Source organism: Paracoccus binzhouensis (assembly GCF_016446475.1).
GTDB lineage: Bacteria > Pseudomonadota > Alphaproteobacteria > Rhodobacterales > Rhodobacteraceae > Paracoccus > Paracoccus binzhouensis.
Genome location: NZ_JAEHFP010000055.1, coordinates 1 through 18,993, shown reverse-complemented (window position 1 = coordinate 18,993; position 18,993 = coordinate 1). Strand labels below are relative to the sequence as shown.

Genomic DNA, 18,993 nt, shown 5'->3' with positions numbered 1-18,993 from the left:
ATGGCGATCCCGGGCCTGCCGCCGCCAAGGCCGATCCCGCTCAAGGATCGCGCCTCGCTGGTTTTTGTCGAACGTGCGCAGCTGGACGTTCAGGACGGCGCATTCGTCGCGGTGAATGCCGATGGCACGCGCACGCATATCCCAGTGGGCGGCCTTGCCGGGATCATGCTGGAACCCGGCGCCCGCATCAGCCATGCCGCGGTGGCTCTTGCCGCCCGCGTGGGGACGCTGATCACCTGGGTGGGAGAGGCGGGCGTGCGGCTTTATTCCGCTGGCCAGCCCGGTGGTGCCCGGTCCGACCGGCTGCTCTGGCAGGCCTCCATTGCGCTTGATCCCGCGGCCAGGTTGCGCGTGGTGCGCAAGATGTATCAGATGCGCTTTCGCGAGCCCGCGCCCGAGCGCCGCTCGATCGACCAGCTTCGCGGGATCGAAGGGGTGCGAGTCCGCAAGGCCTATGAGCTTCTGGCGCAATCCCATGGCGTCAACTGGAAGCGGCGGCAATACGATGTCGCGGATTGGGAGGCGGGCGACGTGCCGAACCGCTGTCTTTCCGCGGCGACCGCCTGTCTGCACGGGCTGACCGAGGCGGCGGTCCTGGCCGCGGGCTATGCCCCGGCCATCGGCTTCCTGCATACCGGCAAGCCGCTGTCCTTTGTCTATGACATTGCCGATCTCTGGAAGCTCGAGACTGTCGTCCCCGAGGCTTTCCGCATCGCCGGCCAGCATGCGCGCGGCAAGCTGGACATGCCGCCCGACCGGGCCGTGCGACTTGCCTGCCGCGATGCCTTTCGCCGCACCGGCCTTCTGGCGAAGATCATCCCCGGGATCGAGGAGGTGCTGGCGGCGGGCGAACTGCCGCGGCCCGAGCCGCCGCCGGATGCGATCGGCCCGGCTTTTGGCGACGGAGCCGGTTCGGGGGACGAGGGGCATCGCGGATGATGGTCGTCGTCCTGAGCAATGCGCCGCCCCGCCTGCGCGGCCGCCTTGCCGCCTGGCTGCTGGAGGTGAGGGCAGGCGTGTATGTCGGCGACTATTCCGCCAAGACCCGGGCCCGGATCTGGGAGCAGGTCGAAGCCTATATCGAGGGCGGCGATGCGGTAATGATCTGGAAGGCGCCCACGGATCAGGGATTCGAGTTTCTGACCGTCGGTCGCAACCGACGGATGCCGGTCGATTTCGACGGGCTGAAGCTGGTTTCGTTCTATCCACGCGAATAGCCGGTGGCCGCGCCAGAGGGCGGCAACAATTGGTGCCTCGATTGACATCGTGAATATTATTGCAGCATAAAGGCTTCCAGGAAGTCTGTTCCCCGCACGCGCGGGGATGAACCGATCCCGCCGATTGTCAAAGACGCCACCGTTGACTGTTCCCCGCACGCGCGGGGATGAACCGGAGAGGATAAATAATGCAACGGTATGGCGCCCCTGTTCCCCGCACGCGCGGGGATGAACCGCCGTCATTGTCATAGCCCTCGTGATCGCGCAGCTGTTCCCCGCACGCGCGGGGATGAACCGCGGATGAGCTCGACCGGCTATTACGCCGTGTCCTGTTCCCCGCACGCGCGGGGATGAACCGACCGATCACGCGTGCACGGCTTGGAACCAGATCTGTTCCCCGCACGCGCGGGGATGAACCGGGTGATTGCATGATGGTCGAACTTGTCGGCCACTGTTCCCCGCACGCGCGGGGATGAACCGCAGCGAAAACCTGCCCGCCCTGGGCGACAATACTGTTCCCCGCACGCGCGGGGATGAACCGAGCATATCGACTTTGCCTATGGGCGCGCCGCACTGTTCCCCGCACGCGCGGGGATGAACCGCGTAGACGATCAGGCGCACCGACCAATAGCGGCTGTTCCCCGCACGCGCGGGGATGAACCGTCAGCCATGCGGCCTCCTGACCCCCGCACAACCTGTTCCCCGCACGCGCGGGGATGAACCGATGGGGAACTGCCGCAGGTGTTCACCGGCTCGCTGTTCCCCGCACGCGCGGGGATGAACCGGTCTGGCGGACGAATCCGGCTCTGACGTGCCGCTGTTCCCCGCACGCGCGGGGATGAACCGCTCAACTCCATCTCCGTATAGATTAACCACCTCTGTTCCCCGCACGCGCGGGGATGAACCGTGTCATTGATGAACCACTTGCTCAACATTTCCCTGTTCCCCGCACGCGCGGGGATGAACCGTCGAAATTCAGTATTTCCGAAAGCATCAATAACTGTTCCCCGCACGCGCGGGGATGAACCGGCCCCGGCGTGATGCTCGCCGCCAGCCGCTCCCTGTTCCCCGCACGCGCGGGGATGAACCGGGGATAAAAAGAGAACGGCCGCAGGGTGTTGGCTGTTCCCCGCACGCGCGGGGATGAACCGGGCGCGTTCGACTGCCGCGACTGTCTCGCTGGCTGTTCCCCGCACGCGCGGGGATGAACCGGGGGATGGCCATTTCGTCAGGCGTCTTGCGTTCTGTTCCCCGCACGCGCGGGGATGAACCGCGCGCGCAGGAATTGCGCTGTGGCCTTGCCATCTGTTCCCCGCACGCGCGGGGATGAACCGGCGTCCACGTCGATGGGCGCGACCTCGGGGCCCTGTTCCCCGCACGCGCGGGGATGAACCGTGAACGCCGCTGGCATAGGTGCGGACGACGCACTGTTCCCCGCACGCGCGGGGATGAACCGGCCCGACAGGCAGAACGCCGACACAACCACGACTGTTCCCCGCACGCGCGGGGATGAACCGGCGCGCAGGCGGTAATCGGCGGGGCTACGGTACTGTTCTCCCCGCACGCGCGGGGATGAACCGGCACCCGTGCCCGCCCAATAGCCGAATCGTGCCTGTTCCCCGCACGCGCGGGGATGAACCGTTGTTTCTCTTGTAGAACGCCCGCATCAGGATCTGTTCCCCGCACGCGCGGGGATGAACCGCTAGGGCGGGCACTAGAGGGATGTATCGTTAGCTGTTCCCCGCACGCGCGGGGATGAACCGCCGTCACGGCGAAGTATGAACCACTTCACCTTCTGTTCCCCGCACGCGCGGGGATGAACCGCGGGGTGCAGCATGAGTGCGTCAGGCCACATCCTGTTCCCCGCACGCGCGGGGATGAACCGTTTGAGAGAGAGGGCGATATACGGCTGCTTGCCTGTTCCCCGCACGCGCGGGGATGAACCGACCGTCGCAGGCATCGAGGCAGCGGAATGACCCTGTTCCCCGCACGCGCGGGGATGAACCGGCTGCGCATGCTGACGGCGCCCGCCAGAGAACCTGTTCCCCGCACGCGCGGGGATGAACCGCTAGGATTAGCTTCTCTTGTGGAAGCCACAATCTGTTCCCCGCACGCGCGGGGATGAACCGTTGAACCACGCCTTGTTTGCCATGTCGGCAATCTGTTCCCCGCACGCGCGGGGATGAACCGGCGCATAAGGACGCCGCAATGCAGAGGGCTGCCTGTTCCCCGCACGCGCGGGGATGAACCGCAACACGTGCTATGAGCGCTATGCACGTAATGCTGTTCCCCGCACGCGTGGGGATGAACCGCCAAGCGACGAAGCCGAGCCTTGGCACCCACCCTGTTCCCCGCACGCGCGGGGATGAACCGGCAAGGATGTTCATGTCCCCCGATCTGAATGACTGTTCCCCGCACGCGCGGGGATGAACCGCCTGACAGCCTAACCGCAGGTTAATCACAGCACTGTTCCCCGCACGCGCGGGGATGAACCGCGGTGTCAACCTCACGATCCTGCGCCGCCATGCTGTTCCCCGCACGCGCGGGGATGAACCGGACATGATCCCCCCGGAATGGCGGGGCTGGATCTGTTCCCCGCACGCGCGGGGATGAACCGTTCTGCACCTCGTAGGAGCCCTCGATCTCGTTCTGTTCCCCGCACGCGCGGGGATGAACCCTGGGACATGATCGGCCATTCCGCCCGGCGGCTCTGTTCCCCGCACGCGCGGGGATGAACCGTGGCCGAGATGCGTGACGAGGCGACACTTGCCCTGTTCCCCGCACGCGCGGGGATGAACCGACGGGTATGTATAGCTCGGATGTAACGGCAACCTGTTCCCCGCACGCGCGGGGATGAACCGAATCCGTCGAATACATCGCCGGCGCCAACAGCCTGTTCCCCGCACGCGCGGGGATGAACCGCCAGACCGCGATCTGTGACGGCACCGAGGCGTCTGTTCCCCGCACGCGCGGGGATGAACCGCTGATGATCCTCGAGGCCGGGATGGAGTTCGACTGTTCCCCGCACGCGCGGGGATGAACCGTGGCCCCTTGCCGAACAACGCGGCCTGCAGCGCTGTTCCCCGCACGCGCGGGGATGAACCGCATCCAGCCGGCCACGACCAGCCAGAACAGCACTGTTCCCCGCACGCGCGGGGATGAACCGCAGTGGACGGGGCTCAATCTCCGCGAATGGGGCTGTTCCCCGCACGCGCGGGGATGAACCGGCGGCAGTCCTGGCGCGACATGGTCGTGCCAGCTGTTCCCCGCACGCGCGGGGATGAACCGGGTTCCTCTACGGGCTCGACCGGGGCAAGATCCTGTTCCCCGCACGCGCGGGGATGAACCGGCCCTGGTTGGCATCGAGGATCTGCTCGACCACTGTTCCCCGCACGCGCGGGGATGAACCGCCGAACCCGTTGATGCCCCCGGGGATGATCCGCTGTTCCCCGCACGCGCGGGGATGAACCGGAGGCCGGGGTTGGCCTGGCCGTGGCGTTCGACTGTTCCCCGCACGCGCGGGGATGAACCTGGTTCAGGGTTTGTTGTCTGGCGATCCGAACCCTGTTCCCCGCACGCGCGGGGATGAACCGGGCCGGCGGCGGGGCTTCCTCGAGATCCGAGTCTGTTCCCCGCACGCGCGGGGATGAACCTTGTGCCCGCTTAACGAGCTTGGCGATTTCATCCTGTTCCCCGCACGCGCGGGGATGAACCGCTGGGCGAGCGAGTGGGACGCCGGGGTCAGGGCTGTTCCCCGCACGCGCGGGGATGAACCGGCATGGCCAGCCGCGATCCCGTAAACGGGTGCCTGTTCCCCGCACGCGCGGGGATGAACCGCCTGCGCCTTAGCCTCTCGCTCTCCGTGACCTCTGTTCCCCGCACGCGCGGGGATGAACCGGCCCTCGCTCCAACATCGCCACCTTAGGAGCCCTGTTCCCCGCACGCGCGGGGATGAACCGTGGCCGTGGACGATCACCGGCACCTCGGCAAGCTGTTCCCCGCACGCGCGGGGATGAACCGGCCGAGGAAGCCGCCCGGCTTGCCGCCATCCGCTGTTCCCCGCACGCGCGGGGATGAACCGGTGTTGTAGTTAGACGCCCCGACCACGTCGCCCTGTTCCCCGCACGCGCGGGGATGAACCGTCGCCACCAAAACCCGTGTTCAGTCCCGGCATCTGTTGGATCGGGTTTAGGATGAATCTGTCGGGCTCTGATGTCCAGATCTTGCAGATGCATTCGTATGGGGTGAGACCGCCGAGGGTCTTGAGCCTTCGTGCAAAGTTGCAGGCCGCCATGAAGTCGGCGAGGTGCGTTCGCAGTTGGTCGTGGCTGTCGTAATGGAAGCGTTTGACGGTGGCCTCCTTGATTGTGCGGTTCATCCGTTCGACTTGACCATTGGTCCACGGATGATTGGGTTTGGTCAGCCTGTGCTCGATGCCGTTTGCCTCGCAGATCATGTCGAAGCGCATCGGCCGGGAGTAGATGGTATTCCTGTTCCGAGGCTGCTCTGCGAACTGGATTCCGTTATCGGTGAGAATGGTGTGGACTTGGTAGGGCACGGCTTCGAGCATATGCTGCAGGAATTCCCAGGCTGTCTTCCTGTCGGCCTTGTCGACGAGTTGGGTCACGGCGAATTGGCTCGTGCGGTCGATGCCGACGAACAAATAGAGTTTGCCTTCAGCGGTCTGCACCTCGGCGATGTCGATGTGGAAGAACCCTATTGGGTAGCGTTTGAACCTCGACCGCTTCGGCTTGTCACCCTCGATATCAGGCAGGCGCGAGATGCCATGGCGTTGCAGGCAGCGGTGCAGCGCAGATCGCGTCAGGTGGGGGATGGACGGCTGCAGGGCGTAAAGGCAGTCGTCCAATGGCAAAAGCGTATGGCGCCGGAATGCCACGATCGCCGCCTCTTCCTCCTCGGACAAGACCGTAGAGCGCGGTTCCGATGGACCGGTCTTCATATCCTCGACCGTCGCGCGCTTGCGCCACTTCGCAACGGTCTTGGGGTTGATGCCCAGCTCCCGGCTCAGCTGCGCGAGCGAAGCTTGCGATCATTCGGGCCAGCCCTCGGACCGATGGCGGGCAGGCCCTCATTATTGCTGCTCGGACAGCGTGCGTGGTCGTGGCGCTTCCGTGACGAACTTGTCCCATAGGGCACCCTTCCATGCCAAAGAAAGGATCGCACCATCAAACCGTGGGATCAAACAGCTAGTTCGGATGCTGCGCGGTGCATGAATGTCGTCGAAAGGCTGCTTGCTTCGTCGCCGCACTCGGCCAGAACGGCTGCTTCGAGGTGCGAGCCAACGACGGGCGACCGGCGGCAATGGACCGTGACCGACGATCGCCTCTGGAGTTACACGGCAAAGTTGCATGCAAGCGGGCCGGGCAGGCGAACTCAGTCAGCCGCGAAGCTCTCGACCTCACCGGAGGGTTACCTTTTGACACAAAAGGCAAGACTCTCTGAAACGCCATACAAGGGAAAAATGGTCGGAGCGAGAGGATTCGAACCTCCGACCCCCTGCTCCCGAAGCAGGTGCGCTACCAGGCTGCGCTACGCTCCGACCGTGTGGGGCAGGTAGCTGTTGGTGCGGCGGAATGCAAGGGGGAATCTTGCAGCTTCGCCGCAGAAAACCGCCTCAGCCCCGCTCGCGCAGCAGGCGCTGCAGCAGGCTCCAGCGCGGCGCGGTCACCGCCTCGCTGCCGAAGCGCGCCCGCGTCGCCGGGCGCAGGCGCGAGCCGCCCAGCCGTTCGCGCATCAGGATGTAGAGCCCCGAGCCCATGATCAGCCCCGCCCCCAGCACCGTCGGCCCGTCCGGGCGCTCGCCGAACAGGAACCAGCCATAGGCCACCGCCCAGAGCATCTGCGAATATTGCATCGGCGCGACATTGGCCGCCTCGCCGGCCTGATAGGCCAGGATCAGCAGGAAGCCCGCCGCAAGTCCCAGGGCTGCGATCACCCCGGTCAGCGCCAGGTCCCCCAGTTCCATCGGGCGATAGGCGAAACCCAGCGAAGCGCCGGTCAGCAGGAAATTCCCGATCATCGGCCAAAGCAGCAGGATCACCGTGCGCTCGGACCGGCCCAGGCGCCTCACCGCGATGGCCGACAGCGCCGTCGCCGTCGCCCCCATCAGCGCCGCCAGATGCCCAAGGCCCAGCGGCGTCGCGCCGGGGCGCAGCACGACCAGCACCCCGCCAAGCCCGGCGCAGACGGCCAGCCAGCGATGCAGCCCAACCCTTTCGCCCAGCAGCGGCACGGACAGCACCGTCACCAGCAGCGGCGCGGCGAAAAGGATGGAATAGACCTGCGCCAGCGGCAGCACGGAAAAGGCGTAGAACCCGCCGACGCCGGAGGTGACGATGCAAAGTGACCGCAGCCCGACCCAGAACGGGTTGCGCGGCCGCAATGTGCCATGCGTCGGGTCGCGCAGCAGCAGCACCGCCAGCGGCGGAAAGGACAGCAACGCCGAAAAGAACAGGATCTGCAGCGCCGGGTAGCTTTCGCCCAGCAGCTTGATGATCACGTCATGGGTCGAATAGAGCCCCATGGACAGAAGGGCGAGCAGCGCGCCCTTGATATTGCCCGCCGTCATGCGCCCCTCCGACGCTCCGCGATGGGGCCGCGCCTGTTTGGAACAGGCGCGGCGCGTCGATTACAGCGCCGAAAGCGCCGCGACGATATGGTCGCCCATCTCGGCGGTCGAAACCGGCTTGCCGCCCTCGGCGCCCATCAGGTCGCCGGTGCGCACGCCATCGGCCAGCACCTTCTCGACGGCCTTCTCCAGCATGTCGGCCTCGGCGCCCAGGTCGAAGGAATAGCGCAGGCACATGGCAAAGCTCAGGATGCAGGCGATGGGGTTGGCCTTGCCCTGCCCGGCGATGTCCGGGGCCGAGCCATGCACCGGCTCATACAGCGCCTTGGGCCGGCCGTTCGCCATCGGCGCGCCAAGGCTGGCCGAGGGCAGCATGCCCAGGCTGCCGGTCAGCATCGCCGCCGCGTCGGACAGGATGTCGCCGAACAGGTTGTCGGTCACGATCACGTCGAACTGGCGCGGGTTCCTGACCAGCTGCATGGCGCCGTTGTCGGCATACATGTGCGTGAGTTCCACGTCGGGATATTCGTTGTCATGGACCCATTGCACCTCTTCGCGCCACAGGATGCCGGATTCCATGACGTTGGCCTTTTCCATCGAGCAGACCCGATTGCCGCGCTTGCGGGCCAGCTCGAAGGCCGAGCGGGCGACGCGGCGGATCTCGCCCGAGGTATAGCGCTGGGTGTTCACGCCGACGCGGCCGCCCTCGTTGCCGGGGGTGTTGTCATCGGAAATGCCGCGTGGCTCGCCGAAATAGACGCCCGAGGTCAGCTCGCGCACGATCAGGATGTCGAGCCCGGCCACCACCTCGGGCTTGAGGCTGCTGAAATCGGCCAGCGCGTCGAAGCATTGTGCCGGGCGCAGGTTGGCGAACAGGTCCATCTCCTTGCGCAGGCGCAGGAGGCCGCGCTCGGGCTTCACCGAGAAGTCGAGGTTGTCGTATTTCGGCCCGCCGACGGCGCCCAGCAGCACCGCGTCGACCGCCTGCGCCTTGGCCATGGTCTCGTCGGCCAGAGGCTTGCCGTGCCTGTCATAGGCGGCGCCGCCGACCAGATCCTCGCTGACGTCGAAGGACAGGCCGCGGTTCTTCTCGAACCAGCCGATGACCTTGCGCACTTCGGCCATGACCTCGGGGCCGATGCCGTCGCCGGGCAGGATCAGCAGGGAATAGGTGGTCATCGCAGGCATCCTCTATGCTTCTGGCTGTTGGCAATCGCGTATCCTTGCGCCTGTGCTGCGTCAAGTTCACGGCGAATTGGCTTGCGCCGGTGGACCGGATCGGGCGGGATGGGCCCGAAAGCGCAAGACCGAAGACGAAAGACCATACGAAGGGGGCGACCATGAAGACAGGTGCGGTCACGACCGGCGCCTTGGCCTTTCTCGCCACGGCGGCACTGGCGGATGGGGGGATCACCGTGCAGCTTCCCGATGTCTCGGGTCTCAGCGATGCCGAGGCGAAATCGCTGATCGCCGAGCTGGCGAATGTCAATGTCATCACCTCGAACTGCCCTGATTACGCGATCACGGACGGCGAATGGACACTGATCACCGGGACGGGCGACCAGCTGGCGGCCAAGCTGGGGCTGGATGCCTCGGCCTATGACCGCACCTATTACGGGCCGGCCTTCAAGCTGCTGGACGATCCCGGCGCCTGCGACCGGATTGGGCCGACTGCCAGACCGCTGATCCAGCGGCTGATCGGCATGGGCGGCGGCACCACGCCGCTGACGCAATCGCAATAAGCTTCGCGTCGCTGACGCAATCGCAACAGACCGTGCATCCGCCGCATCCCGGCAAGACGGGCGCTTGCCGGCGCCGGCGCGGCGTCCTAGCCTGCGCGCATGACCGCCGATCCGATCTACAGGGGATTCGCGCTGGACGCCGAGACGGCGTTGGCGCTTCTGCAATGGCAGGCCGAGCTGGGCGCGGACGAGCCATGTCTCGACGCGCCGCTCGACCGCTATGAGCTGTCGGATCGAGCAGAGGCCGCCCCGGCCCCGGTCGTTCCGCCCCCCGCCGCGCCCGCCAAGGCCCGCGACGCGGCCGAGGATCTGACCGCCCAGGCCGAGGCGATGGCCGGCGCCGCCGCGACCCTGGCCGAGCTGGCGGCCGCGCAGGAGGCTTTTGACGGCATCGAGCTGAAGAAGGGCGCGCGCAATTTCTGCTTCGCTGACGGCAATCCGGCGGCCCGCGTCATGATCATCGGCGAGGCGCCGGGCGAGGAGGAGGATCGCCAGGGCCGTCCCTTCGTCGGCCGCGCCGGACAGTTACTCGACCGGATGTTTGCCGCCATCGGCCTGTCGCGCCAGGCGGTGGATGCGGAAAAGGCGCTCTACATCACCAATGTGCTGACCTGGCGCCCACCCGGCAACCGCCGCCCCGAACCGGCCGAGATCGCCGTGATGCTGCCCTTCCTGCGCCGGCATGTCGAGCTGGCCCAGCCCGAGGCTCTGGTGCTGATGGGCAACACGCCCTGTATCGCGGCGCTGAACCGGCAGGGCATCCTGAAACTGCGCGGCACCTGGACCGAGGCCTTCGGCCTGCCGGCGCTGCCGATGACGCATCCCTCCTACCTGCTGCGCACGCCGGCCGCCAAGCGCGAGGCCTGGGCGGACCTGCTGTCGCTGTCCGCGCGGCTCGGGGGCTAGTCGGCCACCTCGCGGCAGCCCTGGAACGCGACCGCGTCGTCGGGGCCGATCAGCGTCACCCGCAGCGCCTGCGGGTCCAGCGGGAAGGGCTTGCCCGAGGCGGCGACGAAATCCGCCCGGGCGGTCATGCGCTTGCCCGCCCGCCCGGTCTCGGGGGCCGAGACCCAGATCTCCGCGTCGGGCAGCTCCATCGCCACCTCGTCGCCGCGGGCGCTCTCCGCCTCGGGCAGGGTGGCGGTGACCTGCATCCCGTCCTCGATAGGCTTGATCCGGCAGTCCGGCTGCGCGTCCGACGGCTCGGGCTGGCGGGCCATGGCGGCCTGGATCACCGGGTCGGGACCGGGGGCGGCCGGCGGCGCCTCCAGCACCACCTGCGCCGGCACGCAGATGTCCAGGCAAAGTCCGAAATCCACCGTGGCGCGCAGCGCCACCGGCGCGCCGGGGCGGCCGGGAACGATCTCGATGGGCAGGACCAGTTCGTCGTGATAGCCCAGCGTCCGCTCGCCGCCCGAATCGATCACCTCGGGGCGGGGCCAGAGCAGCCGCGCCTCGGCCAGGTTCTCGGAGGCCTGCCAGTCGAAGCGCGGCGGCACCCCGGCATCGCCGGGGCTGCGCCAATAGGTCTTCCAGCCCGGCTCGAGGTCCAGCCGCAGGGCGGTCATGCGGTGGCCCTCGGGTGTGATCCAGCCGGGCAGCAGCTCGGCCGAGACGAGCCCCGGCGGCAGGTCCTGCGCCAGGGCGGGCGCGGCGGTCAGAAAAAGCAGGGCAAGGATCCTCATGGCGCCTATCTAGTCGCGCCGGGGCCACGGCGTGAAGTCACATTCCCGCCAATCCCTTGCGAAATCAGCCCGCAGCGCCGATCTTGAAGGAAAGGAGATGGAGCAGATCATGGACAAGTCGAGCAATCTGACCGGCAAGATGCTGATCGCCATGCCCGGCATGCGCGACCCGCGCTTCGAGCAGTCCGTGATCCTGGTCTGCGCCCATTCCGAGGATGGCGCCATGGGCCTGGTGGTGAACCGCCCGCTGGGAGAGATCGGCTTCGCCGACCTGCTGACGCAGCTGGGCATCGACGTGGGAGAGGATTCCCTGGACATCCCCGTCTGCTTCGGCGGCCCGGTCGAGCCGGGGCGCGGCTTCGTGCTGCACCGGGTGCCCCGCGACATCCAGCTGGGCGAGAACCGGATGCGGATCACCGAGGATCTGGCCATGTCCACCACCCGCGACATCCTCGAGGATTACGCCCGCGGCCACGGCCCGCAGCCCGCCATGCTGGCGCTGGGCTATGCCGGCTGGGGGCCGGGGCAGCTGGATTCCGAGATCCTGCAGAACGGCTGGCTGACCTCGGAACGCGGCGACGAGATCATCTTCGGCGCCGACAATTCCGGCAAATGGCGCGCGGCGCTGAAATCGCTGGGCATCGATCCGCTGATGCTGTCGCCCAGCGCCGGCCATGCCTGACGCCCGACCCTTTGACCCCTAGCGCGGTGCCGCCGCCCGGCGCAGCCGGTCGTTGATCGCCGCGCCCAGGCCGGTTTCCGGCACCGGCGCCACGGCGATGGGCCGCCCCAGCGCATCGGCCCGGTGCAAAAGGTCGAAAAGCCGCGCCGCCGCCTCGGCCAGGTCGCCGCCGGCGCTCAGCGTCATCTCTCCCGCCACCGGACCGAAGCCGATCAGCACCTCGCCTGGACGCGCAGCCTGGGCCTCCAGCCGCAGCGGGCTGCGCGGCGCGTAATGGCTGGTCAGCTGCCCCGGCGCGTTCGGCGCATCGGGATTGGCCGCCGGTCGCAGCAGAGGCCGGCCCAGCACCGCCTCGATCGCCTCGGCGGCGACGCCGCCCGGGCGCAGCAGGGCGGGCGCGCCCTCGATCCAGCCGATGATGGTCGATTCCACCCCGACCGGGCAGGGCCCGGCATCCAGCACCGCGGCGATGCGTCCGCCCAGCCCGGTCCTGGGGTCGGCGACATGGGCGGCCGCGGTCGGGCTGATCCGCCCCGAGGGGTTGGCCGAGGGCGCGGCCAGCGGCCCGCCGAAGGTGCGCATGAGCGCCTGCGCCGCCGGATGCGCCGGCACCCGAATCGCCACCGTGTCCAGCCCCGCCGTGACCAGCGAGGCGATGCTCGCCCTCTCGCGCAGCGGCAGCACCATGGTCAGCGCCCCCGGCCAGAAGGCCCGTGCCAAAGCCCGCGCCGCCTCGTCGAAAACCGCGATGCGCTCGGCCGCGGCCAGGTCGGGCAGGTGCACGATCAGCGGGTTGAAGCTGGGCCGCCCCTTGGCCTCGTAGATGCGCGCCACCGCTCGGGCGTCGCGGGCGTCGCCGGCCAGGCCGTAGACCGTCTCGGTGGGAATGGCGACAAGCTCGCCCCGCGCCAGCAGCGTGGCCGCGGCGGCAATGCCCTGGGTGTCGTTGCGCAGGATCCGGGTTTGCATGCCGTTACGTGAGGTTGCGGTTGATGGCCGACGGGCGGCACCTATGATCGGTCGAGGGTTCAGTTACGCGCCGCAGCCGCATTTGCCAAGGCGCAAGAGGGAGAGAAGACGGATGGCCTATCGAGCACCGGTCGAGCAGATCGCATTCATCCTGAACGAGATCGTGTCATTCCCGCAACTTGCCGAGACCGAGCTTTTCGCCGAGACGACGCCCGAGACCCTGACCGCCATCCTGACCGAAGCCGGCAAGCTTGCCACCGAGATCATCGCCCCGGTGAACCGGGCCGGCGACCTGACGCCCGCGCGACTGGAAAACGGCAAGCTGCGCTCGTCCCCCGGCTATGCCGAGGCCTTCCGCGCCTTGGCCGAAGGCGGCTGGATCGGCATCGCCGCCAATCCCGACCATGGCGGCATGGGCCTGCCGCAGGCGCTGAACATGGCGGTGAACGAGATGATCGCCTCGGGCTGCCTGGCCTTGCAACTGAACCCGCTGCTGACCCAGGGCCAGATCGAGGCGCTGGAGCATCACGGCAGCGACGAACTGAAGGCGCTGTATCTGCCCAAGCTGATCTCGGGCGAATGGTCGGGCACCATGAACCTGACCGAGCCGCAGGCCGGATCGGATGTCGGCGCGCTGACCACGAAGGCCGAGCGGGCAGGGGACGGCAGCTATCGCATCACCGGGCAGAAGATCTTCATCACCTGGGGCGACAGCGACGTGACCGAGAACGTCTGCCATCTGGTGCTGGCGCGCCTGCCCGACGGGGGCGCGGGCACGCGCGGCATCAGCCTGTTCATGGTGCCGAAATTCATCCCCGACGAGGCCGGCAACCCCGGCGTCGCCAACGACCTGCGCGTCGTCAGCCTGGAGCACAAGCTGGGCATCCACGGCAGCCCCACCTGCGTGATGAGCTTCGAGGGCGCCAAGGGCTGGCTTGTGGGCGAGGAACACAAGGGCATGGCCGCCATGTTCACCATGATGAACTGCGCCCGGCTGGGCGTCGGCGTGCAGGGCGTGGCCCAGGCCGAGGCTGCGTTGCAACAGGCTGCCGGCTACGCGGCCGAGCGCAACCAGATGGGCCCGATCATCCGCCACCCGGACGTGCGCCGGATGCTGGCGGAATCGCGGGCCGAGGTCTTTGCCGCCCGCGCCATCTGCCTGGCCTGCGCGGTGGCGCTGGACATGGCGCGGGCCACCGGATCCGAGGAATGGGCGGCGCGCGGCGCCCTGCTGACCCCCATCGCCAAGGCGCATGGCACCGATGTCGGCATCCGCGTCGCCGATACCGCCGTGCAGGTGCATGGCGGCATGGGCTATATCGAGGAAACCGGCGCCGCCCAGTATCTGCGCGACGTGCGCATCACCGCGATCTACGAGGGCACGAACGGCATCCAGGCCATGGACCTGGTCGGGCGCAAGCTGGCGGATGGCGGGGCGGCGGCCATGGCGCTGCTGGACGAGATCCTCGACGGCGCCAAGGCCGCGCAGACCGAAGAGCCGGACCTGGCCAACCAGGTCTGGCAGGCCGCCGAAACCCTGCGCGAGGCGACCCACGACCTGCTGGAGCGGGGCATGGAGGACCGTTTCGCCGGTGCCTTGCCCTATCTGGCGGGCTTTGCCCGCGTACTGGGGGCGCATTACCACCTGCGCGCGGCGACCGGCGGCGGCAGCAAGGCGCTGGCGCGCATCTACATCACCCGCATCCTGCCGCATTTCGCCGCCGACCTCGCCGCCGCCAGGGCCGGCCTGAAGGACCTGGAGGCGCTTGACGATGCCGTGCTCTCGGGTCAAATGGCCGGGTGATACGCAGCGAGACACATAACCCTCCGGCCGAGGGCGAGGCGCATGAGATCGCCCCCGGCGTGTTCTGGTTCCAGCTTCCGCTGCCGTTCAAGCCCGATACGGTGAACGTCTACGCCTTCCGCGACGGCGAGGGCTGGACCGTCGTCGATACCGGCATCGACACCCGCCGCGGTCGGGCGCTGTGGGACCGCGCCCTGCAGGGACCGCTGGCCGGCGCGCCGGTCACCCGGCTGATCGCTACCCATCACCACATCGACCATATCGGTCTGGCCGGCTGGTTCCAGGCGCAGGGGGCCGAGCTTCTCACCTCGCGCGCCTCGTGGCTGACGGCGCGCATGGGCATCCTCGACGTGCAGGAGCGGCCGACGCCGCAGGCGATCGCCTTCTGGCGCCGCGCCGGCATGCCCGAGGAACTGGTCGAGGAACGCAGCCATGAACGGCCCTTCAACAGCGCCGATGTCTGCGCGCCGCTGCCGCCCGGCTATCACCGGCTGCACGAAGGCCGGCAAATCGCCTTCGGCGAGCGGCGCTGGATCGTGCGGCTGGGCAACGGCCACGCGCCCGAACATGTCACGCTCTGGTCGCTCGACGACGACCTGGTGATCGGCGGCGACCAGCTGCTGGCGACGATCTCGCCCAACCTGGGTGTCTATCCGACCGAGCCGGATGCCGACACCGTGGGCGACTGGCTGGAAAGCTGCCAGCGGCTGGCCGAGTTCGCCCGGCCCGAACAGCTGATCCTGCCCGGCCACAAGCTGCCCTATCGCGGCCTGCCCACCCGGCTGCGGCAGCTTGCGGACAACCAGCGCGCGGCGCTGGACCGCGTGGTCGAGGGGTTGCGGGACGCGCCGCGCAGCGCCGTCGGCTGCTTCCCGCTGCTGTTCCGGCGCAATATCGCCAAGCCGGAATTCGGCCTGGCCCTGGCCGAAGCCGTGGGCCATATCAACCACCTGCGCGCCATTGGCCGGGTGTGGCAGGCGGGCATGTCGGAAACCGGCGCGGCGCTTTGGGGGGCGTGACAGGCCCGCTGCCTTGCGCTATCCCTTTGCCCGACGCATCGCATCTTTGACGGACAGGACCATGGCTTCGCATCACGAGATCACCGAACACAAGCACGGCGAAATGGACATCCGCGCCCAGCAGGCGACCTTTGCCGGCTTCATCAAGGCCGCGACCTGGGTCAGCGTCCTTGCCATCGCCGTGCTGGTGTTCATGGCGCTGACCAACGCCTGATCCCAAGCCGGAGAAACCATCCATGCAAAGGCGTGCCTTCCTCGCGCTGGCGCTGCCGGCCGCGCTTGCGGCCTGCGGTGCCGACAACAAATGGGCCAGCGACGAGGCCGTCCGGCGAGCGCGCTACGTCGCGAACGAGCCGCCCTCGATCACGCTGTTCACCGTGATCGGCATCCCGCGCGGCGAGGGCGGGCATTCGGCGCTGATGATCAACGGCAGCCAGCGGGTGATCTACGACCCGGCCGGCAGCTGGGAGCACCCGGCGATCCCCGAGCGCAACGACGTGCTTTACGGCATCACCCCGAACTTCAAGAACTTCTATATCGACTACCACGCGCGCCAGACCTATTGGGTGGCCGAGGACACGCTTCCGGTGTCCGCTGCGGTGGCCGAGGCCGCGATTCGCGCCGTCGAGGCGCAGGGCCCCTCGAACAAGAGCTTCTGTGCGGTCAATACCGGCCAGGCGCTGCGCCGCATTCCGGGCTTCGAGGGCGCGCCGACCGGCTTCTCGCCGCTGAAGCTGCGCAACTGGTTCCTGACCCTGCCCGGCGTGGTGTCCAGGAAGCACATGGACGGCGATCCGGCCAACAATCACAACGTGCTGCTGCGGCAGAAAAGCGGCGTGGTCCAGGGCTACGGCCAGGACGGCCAGCTTCACGCCGTCAGGTAGAGCATCGCGTAAAGCGCGGCCATCCCCGAGACGATGGCCGCCAGCACGTTGCGCGTCAGCACCCCCACCGCGACCGTCACCGCCGCCGCCGTCATCCGCGCCGGATCGGGCTGGCCATGGGTCGCGGCGGGCCAGACCACCAGCGGCGCGACGATGGCCGGCAGCACCCCCACCGCCGTATAGCGCAGCAGGCGCTGCGCCCATAGCGGCATCGGCCGGTTGCCGAAGGCGCCCAGGAAGGACCAGCGCAGCCCATAGGTCCCCAGCGCCACCGCCAGGATGATCGCCCAGATCGTGCCGTCGCCATAGCCGGTCATGCACGGGCCTCCTTGCGGCGTTCCATCAGGGTCTCGACCGCCGCTCCGGTCAGCATGGCCAGCGGCGCCGCGACGAACAGCCCCAGCCCCGAGGGCAGGAAGGCGAAGGCCAGTGCGGCGACCACCGCGACCAGCGCCGCCGCCATGTGCGGAATGCTGCGCAGCATCGGCGCGATCAGGGCGATGAAAGTGATCGGCATGGCGAAGTCCAGCGCCCAGCTTTCCGGGATGGCATTGCCGATCCAGACGCCCAGCAGCGTGGCGATCAGCCAGGGCAGGCAGGTCGCGAAGATGGTGCCGAAGAAATAGGCCACGCGCTGCTCGACCCGCAGGCGCGGGTGTTTCTCGAAATGCTGGATCGCCAGGGCATAGTTCTGATCGACCAGCACATAGGCCAGCCAGGCACGGTCGCGCGCCGGCGCCGCCCCCAGCCAGGGCACCAGCGAGGCCGAATACATCGCCATGCGCAGGTTGACCGCCACCGCCGAGACGATGACCACCAGCGCCGGCGCATGGTCGGTCATCAGCTGCACCGCGGTGAATTGCGAGGCGCCGGCCAGCACCAGCAGCGTGAAGCCCAGGATCTGCGGCAGGTTCAGCCCGGCATCCGATGCGACCACGCCGAACAGCATGCCGAAGGGCAGCAGCACCAGGATGAAGGGCAGCGCCTGCACGAAGCCGTGCCGCGCGCATTGCCGCGGGCTGCGTTGCAGGGCGCGCAACTGCTCGGGCGTCAGGCCGGGCGGCAGGGAATCGACAGGGGCGTTCATGGTGAAAGGGACTCGTCATTCGCGTAAGAGTGATGGCAGATAGGCCCATCCGCCCGCCGATGACAAGGATGCCCGCATGACCGGACCGCAGGAACCGCATCAGGTCCGGCTGGGTATCCCTGCTGCCCTGCAGCCTGCCGCTGCCGCGCTTTACTGGCGGTATTTCGGGGCGCAGATCCTGCCGGTGCCGGCCGGCCCGCGGCAGGGCATGGCGCTGATCCGTGCCGCCATGCGCCCCGACCGGGCGCTGGTGGCACTGTCGCCGGCCGGCCGCCTCGTCGGGATCGCCGGGCTGCGCGATGCGGGCGGCGGCTTTCTCGATCCCGGCGCGCAAAGCTTCGTCACCGTCTGGGGACCGGCGCGCGGGCGGCTGCGGCATCTGTCCACGGCGCTGTTCCGGTCCGGCGGCGCCACTTCGGACCTGGTGCTGGACGGCATCGCCATCCATCCGCGCTGGCGCCGGCGTGGGCTCGCCCGCTCGCTGGTGGCGGCGGCCTCGGCCCATGCCCGGGTGCTTGGCCATCCGGCCCTGCGCGCCGAGGTCGCGGCGGGCAATCTCTCCGGCCTTGCCGCCTGGCGGGCGATGGGCTTCCAGCCGCTTCACCGCCAGAGGCTGGGCTGGCCCTGGTCGGCGCCGGCGCATGTGCTGCGCCTGACGCTGTGAGGTTCAGGCCCCGGCGGCCGGCTCGTTCTCCGCATCGTCCTCGGCCCGGCCCATCATGCCGGTCACCTGCGCCAGCAGTGTGAAGGCGCGGCCCGAGCGGGTCTCGGCCAGCACCGCCAGCAGCTGCGGGTCGCTGTCCTGCGCCTTGCGGCTCAGCAGCCGGTCGAAATGGCGCAGGAAATGGTGGGCGACATCGCGGAAGACCTCGTCGCCGCGCAGCATCGTCGCCGCCGTCCGCAGCGCCGCGGCATCGGCGATCACCGCCAGCCCCGCCACCGCCTCGCCGCGGGCGCCTTCGGCAAAGTGCTGCCACAGGGCGGGATCGGCCTCGGCCATCGCCAGCTCGTCCATATAGACGCCTTGTCCGGCCAGCAGCGTGACCACGTCCTGCGCCGCCCGGATCAGCCGCGCCAGGCCTGGATCGGCCAGCGCCAGGCGCAGGCAGCGAATCGCCTCGCGATCCTCGGGACCGTCGGGGAAGTTCAGGGCATGGAACAGTTCCGGCCCGGTCAGCTCGGCGGCGGGCGGGGCTTCCAGCTCCAGCATGGCCTGGCGCGAATCCGACGCCACGCGCGGCGAAGACGGTGGAGGCGGCGGCATGGCCGCGCGCCGCGGCGGCGGCGTGCCCGCAAGGGCCGGCCGCGGCTCGGG

At 68.5% G+C, this 18,993-nt stretch carries 16 protein-coding genes, 1 tRNA gene, 2 pseudogenes and 1 CRISPR repeat array; of the genes and pseudogenes, 10 read left to right on the top strand and 9 right to left on the bottom strand.

The window, feature by feature from the left end:
- Together cas1e and cas2e are read left to right on the top strand one after the other, a co-directional pair.
- Positions 1-939, top strand: a complete 939-nt coding sequence (cas1e, locus tag I9P22_RS13490) for a type I-E CRISPR-associated endonuclease Cas1e (protein WP_199259998.1) — start codon at positions 1-3, stop codon at positions 937-939.
- On the top strand, positions 936-1,217 hold the full coding sequence (gene cas2e, locus I9P22_RS13485) for a type I-E CRISPR-associated endoribonuclease Cas2e (protein WP_199259997.1): 282 nt from the start codon (positions 936-938) through the stop codon (positions 1,215-1,217). The genes cas1e and cas2e overlap by 4 nt, the downstream gene beginning before the upstream one ends.
- An 85-nt stretch (positions 1,218-1,302) precedes the next feature.
- Positions 1,303-5,359: a CRISPR direct-repeat array (repeat unit 29 nt; unit sequence CTGTTCCCCGCACGCGCGGGGATGAACCG).
- Positions 5,360-5,376: 17 nt separating this feature from the next.
- On the opposite strand, the pseudogene I9P22_RS13480 reads toward cas2e, so the two are convergent.
- The 4 genes and pseudogenes from I9P22_RS13480 to leuB all read right to left on the bottom strand — a co-directional run.
- Positions 5,377-6,367 (bottom strand): annotated as a pseudogene (locus tag I9P22_RS13480) (IS481 family transposase); the annotation flags it as partial.
- A gap of 333 nt (positions 6,368-6,700) precedes the next feature.
- Positions 6,701-6,777: transfer RNA gene (locus I9P22_RS13475), tRNA-Pro, on the bottom strand.
- 75 nt (positions 6,778-6,852) lie between these two features.
- Entirely contained in the window at positions 6,853-7,806 is a 954-nt protein-coding gene (locus I9P22_RS13470; RefSeq protein WP_199259996.1) for a DMT family transporter, read from the bottom strand.
- Between the two features lie 60 nt (positions 7,807-7,866).
- A complete protein-coding gene (gene leuB / locus I9P22_RS13465; RefSeq protein WP_199259995.1) occupies positions 7,867-8,985 on the bottom strand; it encodes a 3-isopropylmalate dehydrogenase in 1,119 nt (372 codons plus the stop codon).
- 161 nt (positions 8,986-9,146) lie between these two features.
- On the opposite strand from leuB, the gene I9P22_RS13460 reads away from it, so the two are divergent.
- Together I9P22_RS13460 and I9P22_RS13455 are read left to right on the top strand one after the other, a co-directional pair.
- Positions 9,147-9,548: a hypothetical protein gene (locus I9P22_RS13460; protein ID WP_199259994.1), complete on the top strand. Its 402-nt coding sequence runs from the start codon at positions 9,147-9,149 to the stop codon at positions 9,546-9,548.
- 99 nt (positions 9,549-9,647) lie between these two features.
- Complete coding sequence (locus I9P22_RS13455; RefSeq protein ID WP_199259993.1) at positions 9,648-10,454, top strand: uracil-DNA glycosylase; 807 nt, start codon at positions 9,648-9,650, stop codon at positions 10,452-10,454.
- Here I9P22_RS13455 and I9P22_RS13450 read toward each other — a convergent pair.
- Positions 10,451-11,233: a protein-disulfide reductase DsbD domain-containing protein gene (locus I9P22_RS13450; protein ID WP_199259992.1), complete on the bottom strand. Its 783-nt coding sequence runs from the start codon at positions 11,231-11,233 to the stop codon at positions 10,451-10,453. The genes I9P22_RS13455 and I9P22_RS13450 overlap by 4 nt on opposite strands.
- Before the next feature lie 109 nt (positions 11,234-11,342).
- Here I9P22_RS13450 and I9P22_RS13445 point away from each other — a divergent pair, with 109 nt between their 5' ends.
- Entirely contained in the window at positions 11,343-11,915 is a 573-nt protein-coding gene (locus I9P22_RS13445; protein ID WP_199260005.1) for a YqgE/AlgH family protein, read from the top strand.
- Positions 11,916-11,933: 18 nt separating this feature from the next.
- Here I9P22_RS13445 and I9P22_RS13440 read toward each other — a convergent pair whose 3' ends face one another.
- On the bottom strand, positions 11,934-12,884 hold the full coding sequence (locus I9P22_RS13440) for an L-threonylcarbamoyladenylate synthase (RefSeq protein ID WP_199259991.1): 951 nt from the start codon (positions 12,882-12,884) through the stop codon (positions 11,934-11,936).
- A gap of 112 nt (positions 12,885-12,996) precedes the next feature.
- Here I9P22_RS13440 and I9P22_RS13435 point away from each other — a divergent pair, with 112 nt between their 5' ends.
- The 4 genes from I9P22_RS13435 (at position 12,997) to I9P22_RS13420 (ending at position 16,591) form a co-directional block, all read left to right on the top strand.
- Positions 12,997-14,688: an acyl-CoA dehydrogenase gene (locus I9P22_RS13435; protein ID WP_199259990.1), complete on the top strand. Its 1,692-nt coding sequence runs from the start codon at positions 12,997-12,999 to the stop codon at positions 14,686-14,688.
- Positions 14,685-15,707, top strand: coding sequence for an MBL fold metallo-hydrolase (locus tag I9P22_RS13430; RefSeq protein WP_199259989.1), 1,023 nt, complete (start codon positions 14,685-14,687; stop codon positions 15,705-15,707). The genes I9P22_RS13435 and I9P22_RS13430 overlap by 4 nt, the downstream gene beginning before the upstream one ends.
- A 61-nt stretch (positions 15,708-15,768) precedes the next feature.
- Positions 15,769-15,921, top strand: a complete 153-nt coding sequence (locus tag I9P22_RS13425) for an aa3-type cytochrome c oxidase subunit IV (protein WP_199259988.1) — start codon at positions 15,769-15,771, stop codon at positions 15,919-15,921.
- Between the two features lie 22 nt (positions 15,922-15,943).
- Positions 15,944-16,591: a hypothetical protein gene (locus I9P22_RS13420; RefSeq protein ID WP_199259987.1), complete on the top strand. Its 648-nt coding sequence runs from the start codon at positions 15,944-15,946 to the stop codon at positions 16,589-16,591.
- Here the strand turns inward: I9P22_RS13420 and I9P22_RS13415 are convergent.
- Both I9P22_RS13415 and I9P22_RS13410 read right to left on the bottom strand, forming a co-directional pair.
- Positions 16,576-16,908 (bottom strand): AzlD domain-containing protein, encoded by a 333-nt coding sequence (locus I9P22_RS13415; RefSeq protein ID WP_199259986.1) that lies wholly within the window; start codon positions 16,906-16,908, stop codon positions 16,576-16,578. The two genes, I9P22_RS13420 and I9P22_RS13415, sit on opposite strands and share 16 nt — an antisense overlap.
- Positions 16,905-17,678, bottom strand: a complete 774-nt coding sequence (locus tag I9P22_RS13410; RefSeq protein WP_199259985.1) for an AzlC family ABC transporter permease — start codon at positions 17,676-17,678, stop codon at positions 16,905-16,907. Before I9P22_RS13410 ends, I9P22_RS13415 begins: the two co-directional genes overlap by 4 nt.
- Positions 17,679-17,754: 76 nt before the next feature.
- Here I9P22_RS13410 and I9P22_RS13405 point away from each other — a divergent pair, with 76 nt between their 5' ends.
- On the top strand, positions 17,755-18,342 hold the full coding sequence (locus tag I9P22_RS13405) for a GNAT family N-acetyltransferase (protein ID WP_199259984.1): 588 nt from the start codon (positions 17,755-17,757) through the stop codon (positions 18,340-18,342).
- Positions 18,343-18,345: 3 nt separating this feature from the next.
- Here the strand turns inward: I9P22_RS13405 and I9P22_RS13400 are convergent.
- A pseudogene (locus tag I9P22_RS13400) lies at positions 18,346-18,993 on the bottom strand (hypothetical protein); the annotation flags it as partial.

Coding starts and splice junctions, on each gene's coding strand:
- I9P22_RS13415 (WP_199259986.1), bottom strand. CDS start 16,908: ATGACCGGCTATGGCGACGGCACGATCTGGGCGATCATCCTGGCGGTG.
- I9P22_RS13435 (WP_199259990.1), top strand. CDS start 12,997: ATGGCCTATCGAGCACCGGTCGAGCAGATCGCATTCATCCTGAACGAG.
- cas1e (WP_199259998.1), top strand. CDS start 1: ATGGCGATCCCGGGCCTGCCGCCGCCAAGGCCGATCCCGCTCAAGGAT.
- I9P22_RS13425 (WP_199259988.1), top strand. CDS start 15,769: ATGGCTTCGCATCACGAGATCACCGAACACAAGCACGGCGAAATGGAC.
- cas2e (WP_199259997.1), top strand. CDS start 936: ATGATGGTCGTCGTCCTGAGCAATGCGCCGCCCCGCCTGCGCGGCCGC.
- I9P22_RS13440 (WP_199259991.1), bottom strand. CDS start 12,884: ATGCAAACCCGGATCCTGCGCAACGACACCCAGGGCATTGCCGCCGCG.
- I9P22_RS13420 (WP_199259987.1), top strand. CDS start 15,944: ATGCAAAGGCGTGCCTTCCTCGCGCTGGCGCTGCCGGCCGCGCTTGCG.
- I9P22_RS13450 (WP_199259992.1), bottom strand. CDS start 11,233: ATGAGGATCCTTGCCCTGCTTTTTCTGACCGCCGCGCCCGCCCTGGCG.
- I9P22_RS13445 (WP_199260005.1), top strand. CDS start 11,343: ATGGACAAGTCGAGCAATCTGACCGGCAAGATGCTGATCGCCATGCCC.
- I9P22_RS13470 (WP_199259996.1), bottom strand. CDS start 7,806: ATGACGGCGGGCAATATCAAGGGCGCGCTGCTCGCCCTTCTGTCCATG.
- I9P22_RS13455 (WP_199259993.1), top strand. CDS start 9,648: ATGACCGCCGATCCGATCTACAGGGGATTCGCGCTGGACGCCGAGACG.
- I9P22_RS13410 (WP_199259985.1), bottom strand. CDS start 17,678: ATGAACGCCCCTGTCGATTCCCTGCCGCCCGGCCTGACGCCCGAGCAG.
- I9P22_RS13405 (WP_199259984.1), top strand. CDS start 17,755: ATGACCGGACCGCAGGAACCGCATCAGGTCCGGCTGGGTATCCCTGCT.
- I9P22_RS13460 (WP_199259994.1), top strand. CDS start 9,147: ATGAAGACAGGTGCGGTCACGACCGGCGCCTTGGCCTTTCTCGCCACG.
- leuB (WP_199259995.1), bottom strand. CDS start 8,985: ATGACCACCTATTCCCTGCTGATCCTGCCCGGCGACGGCATCGGCCCC.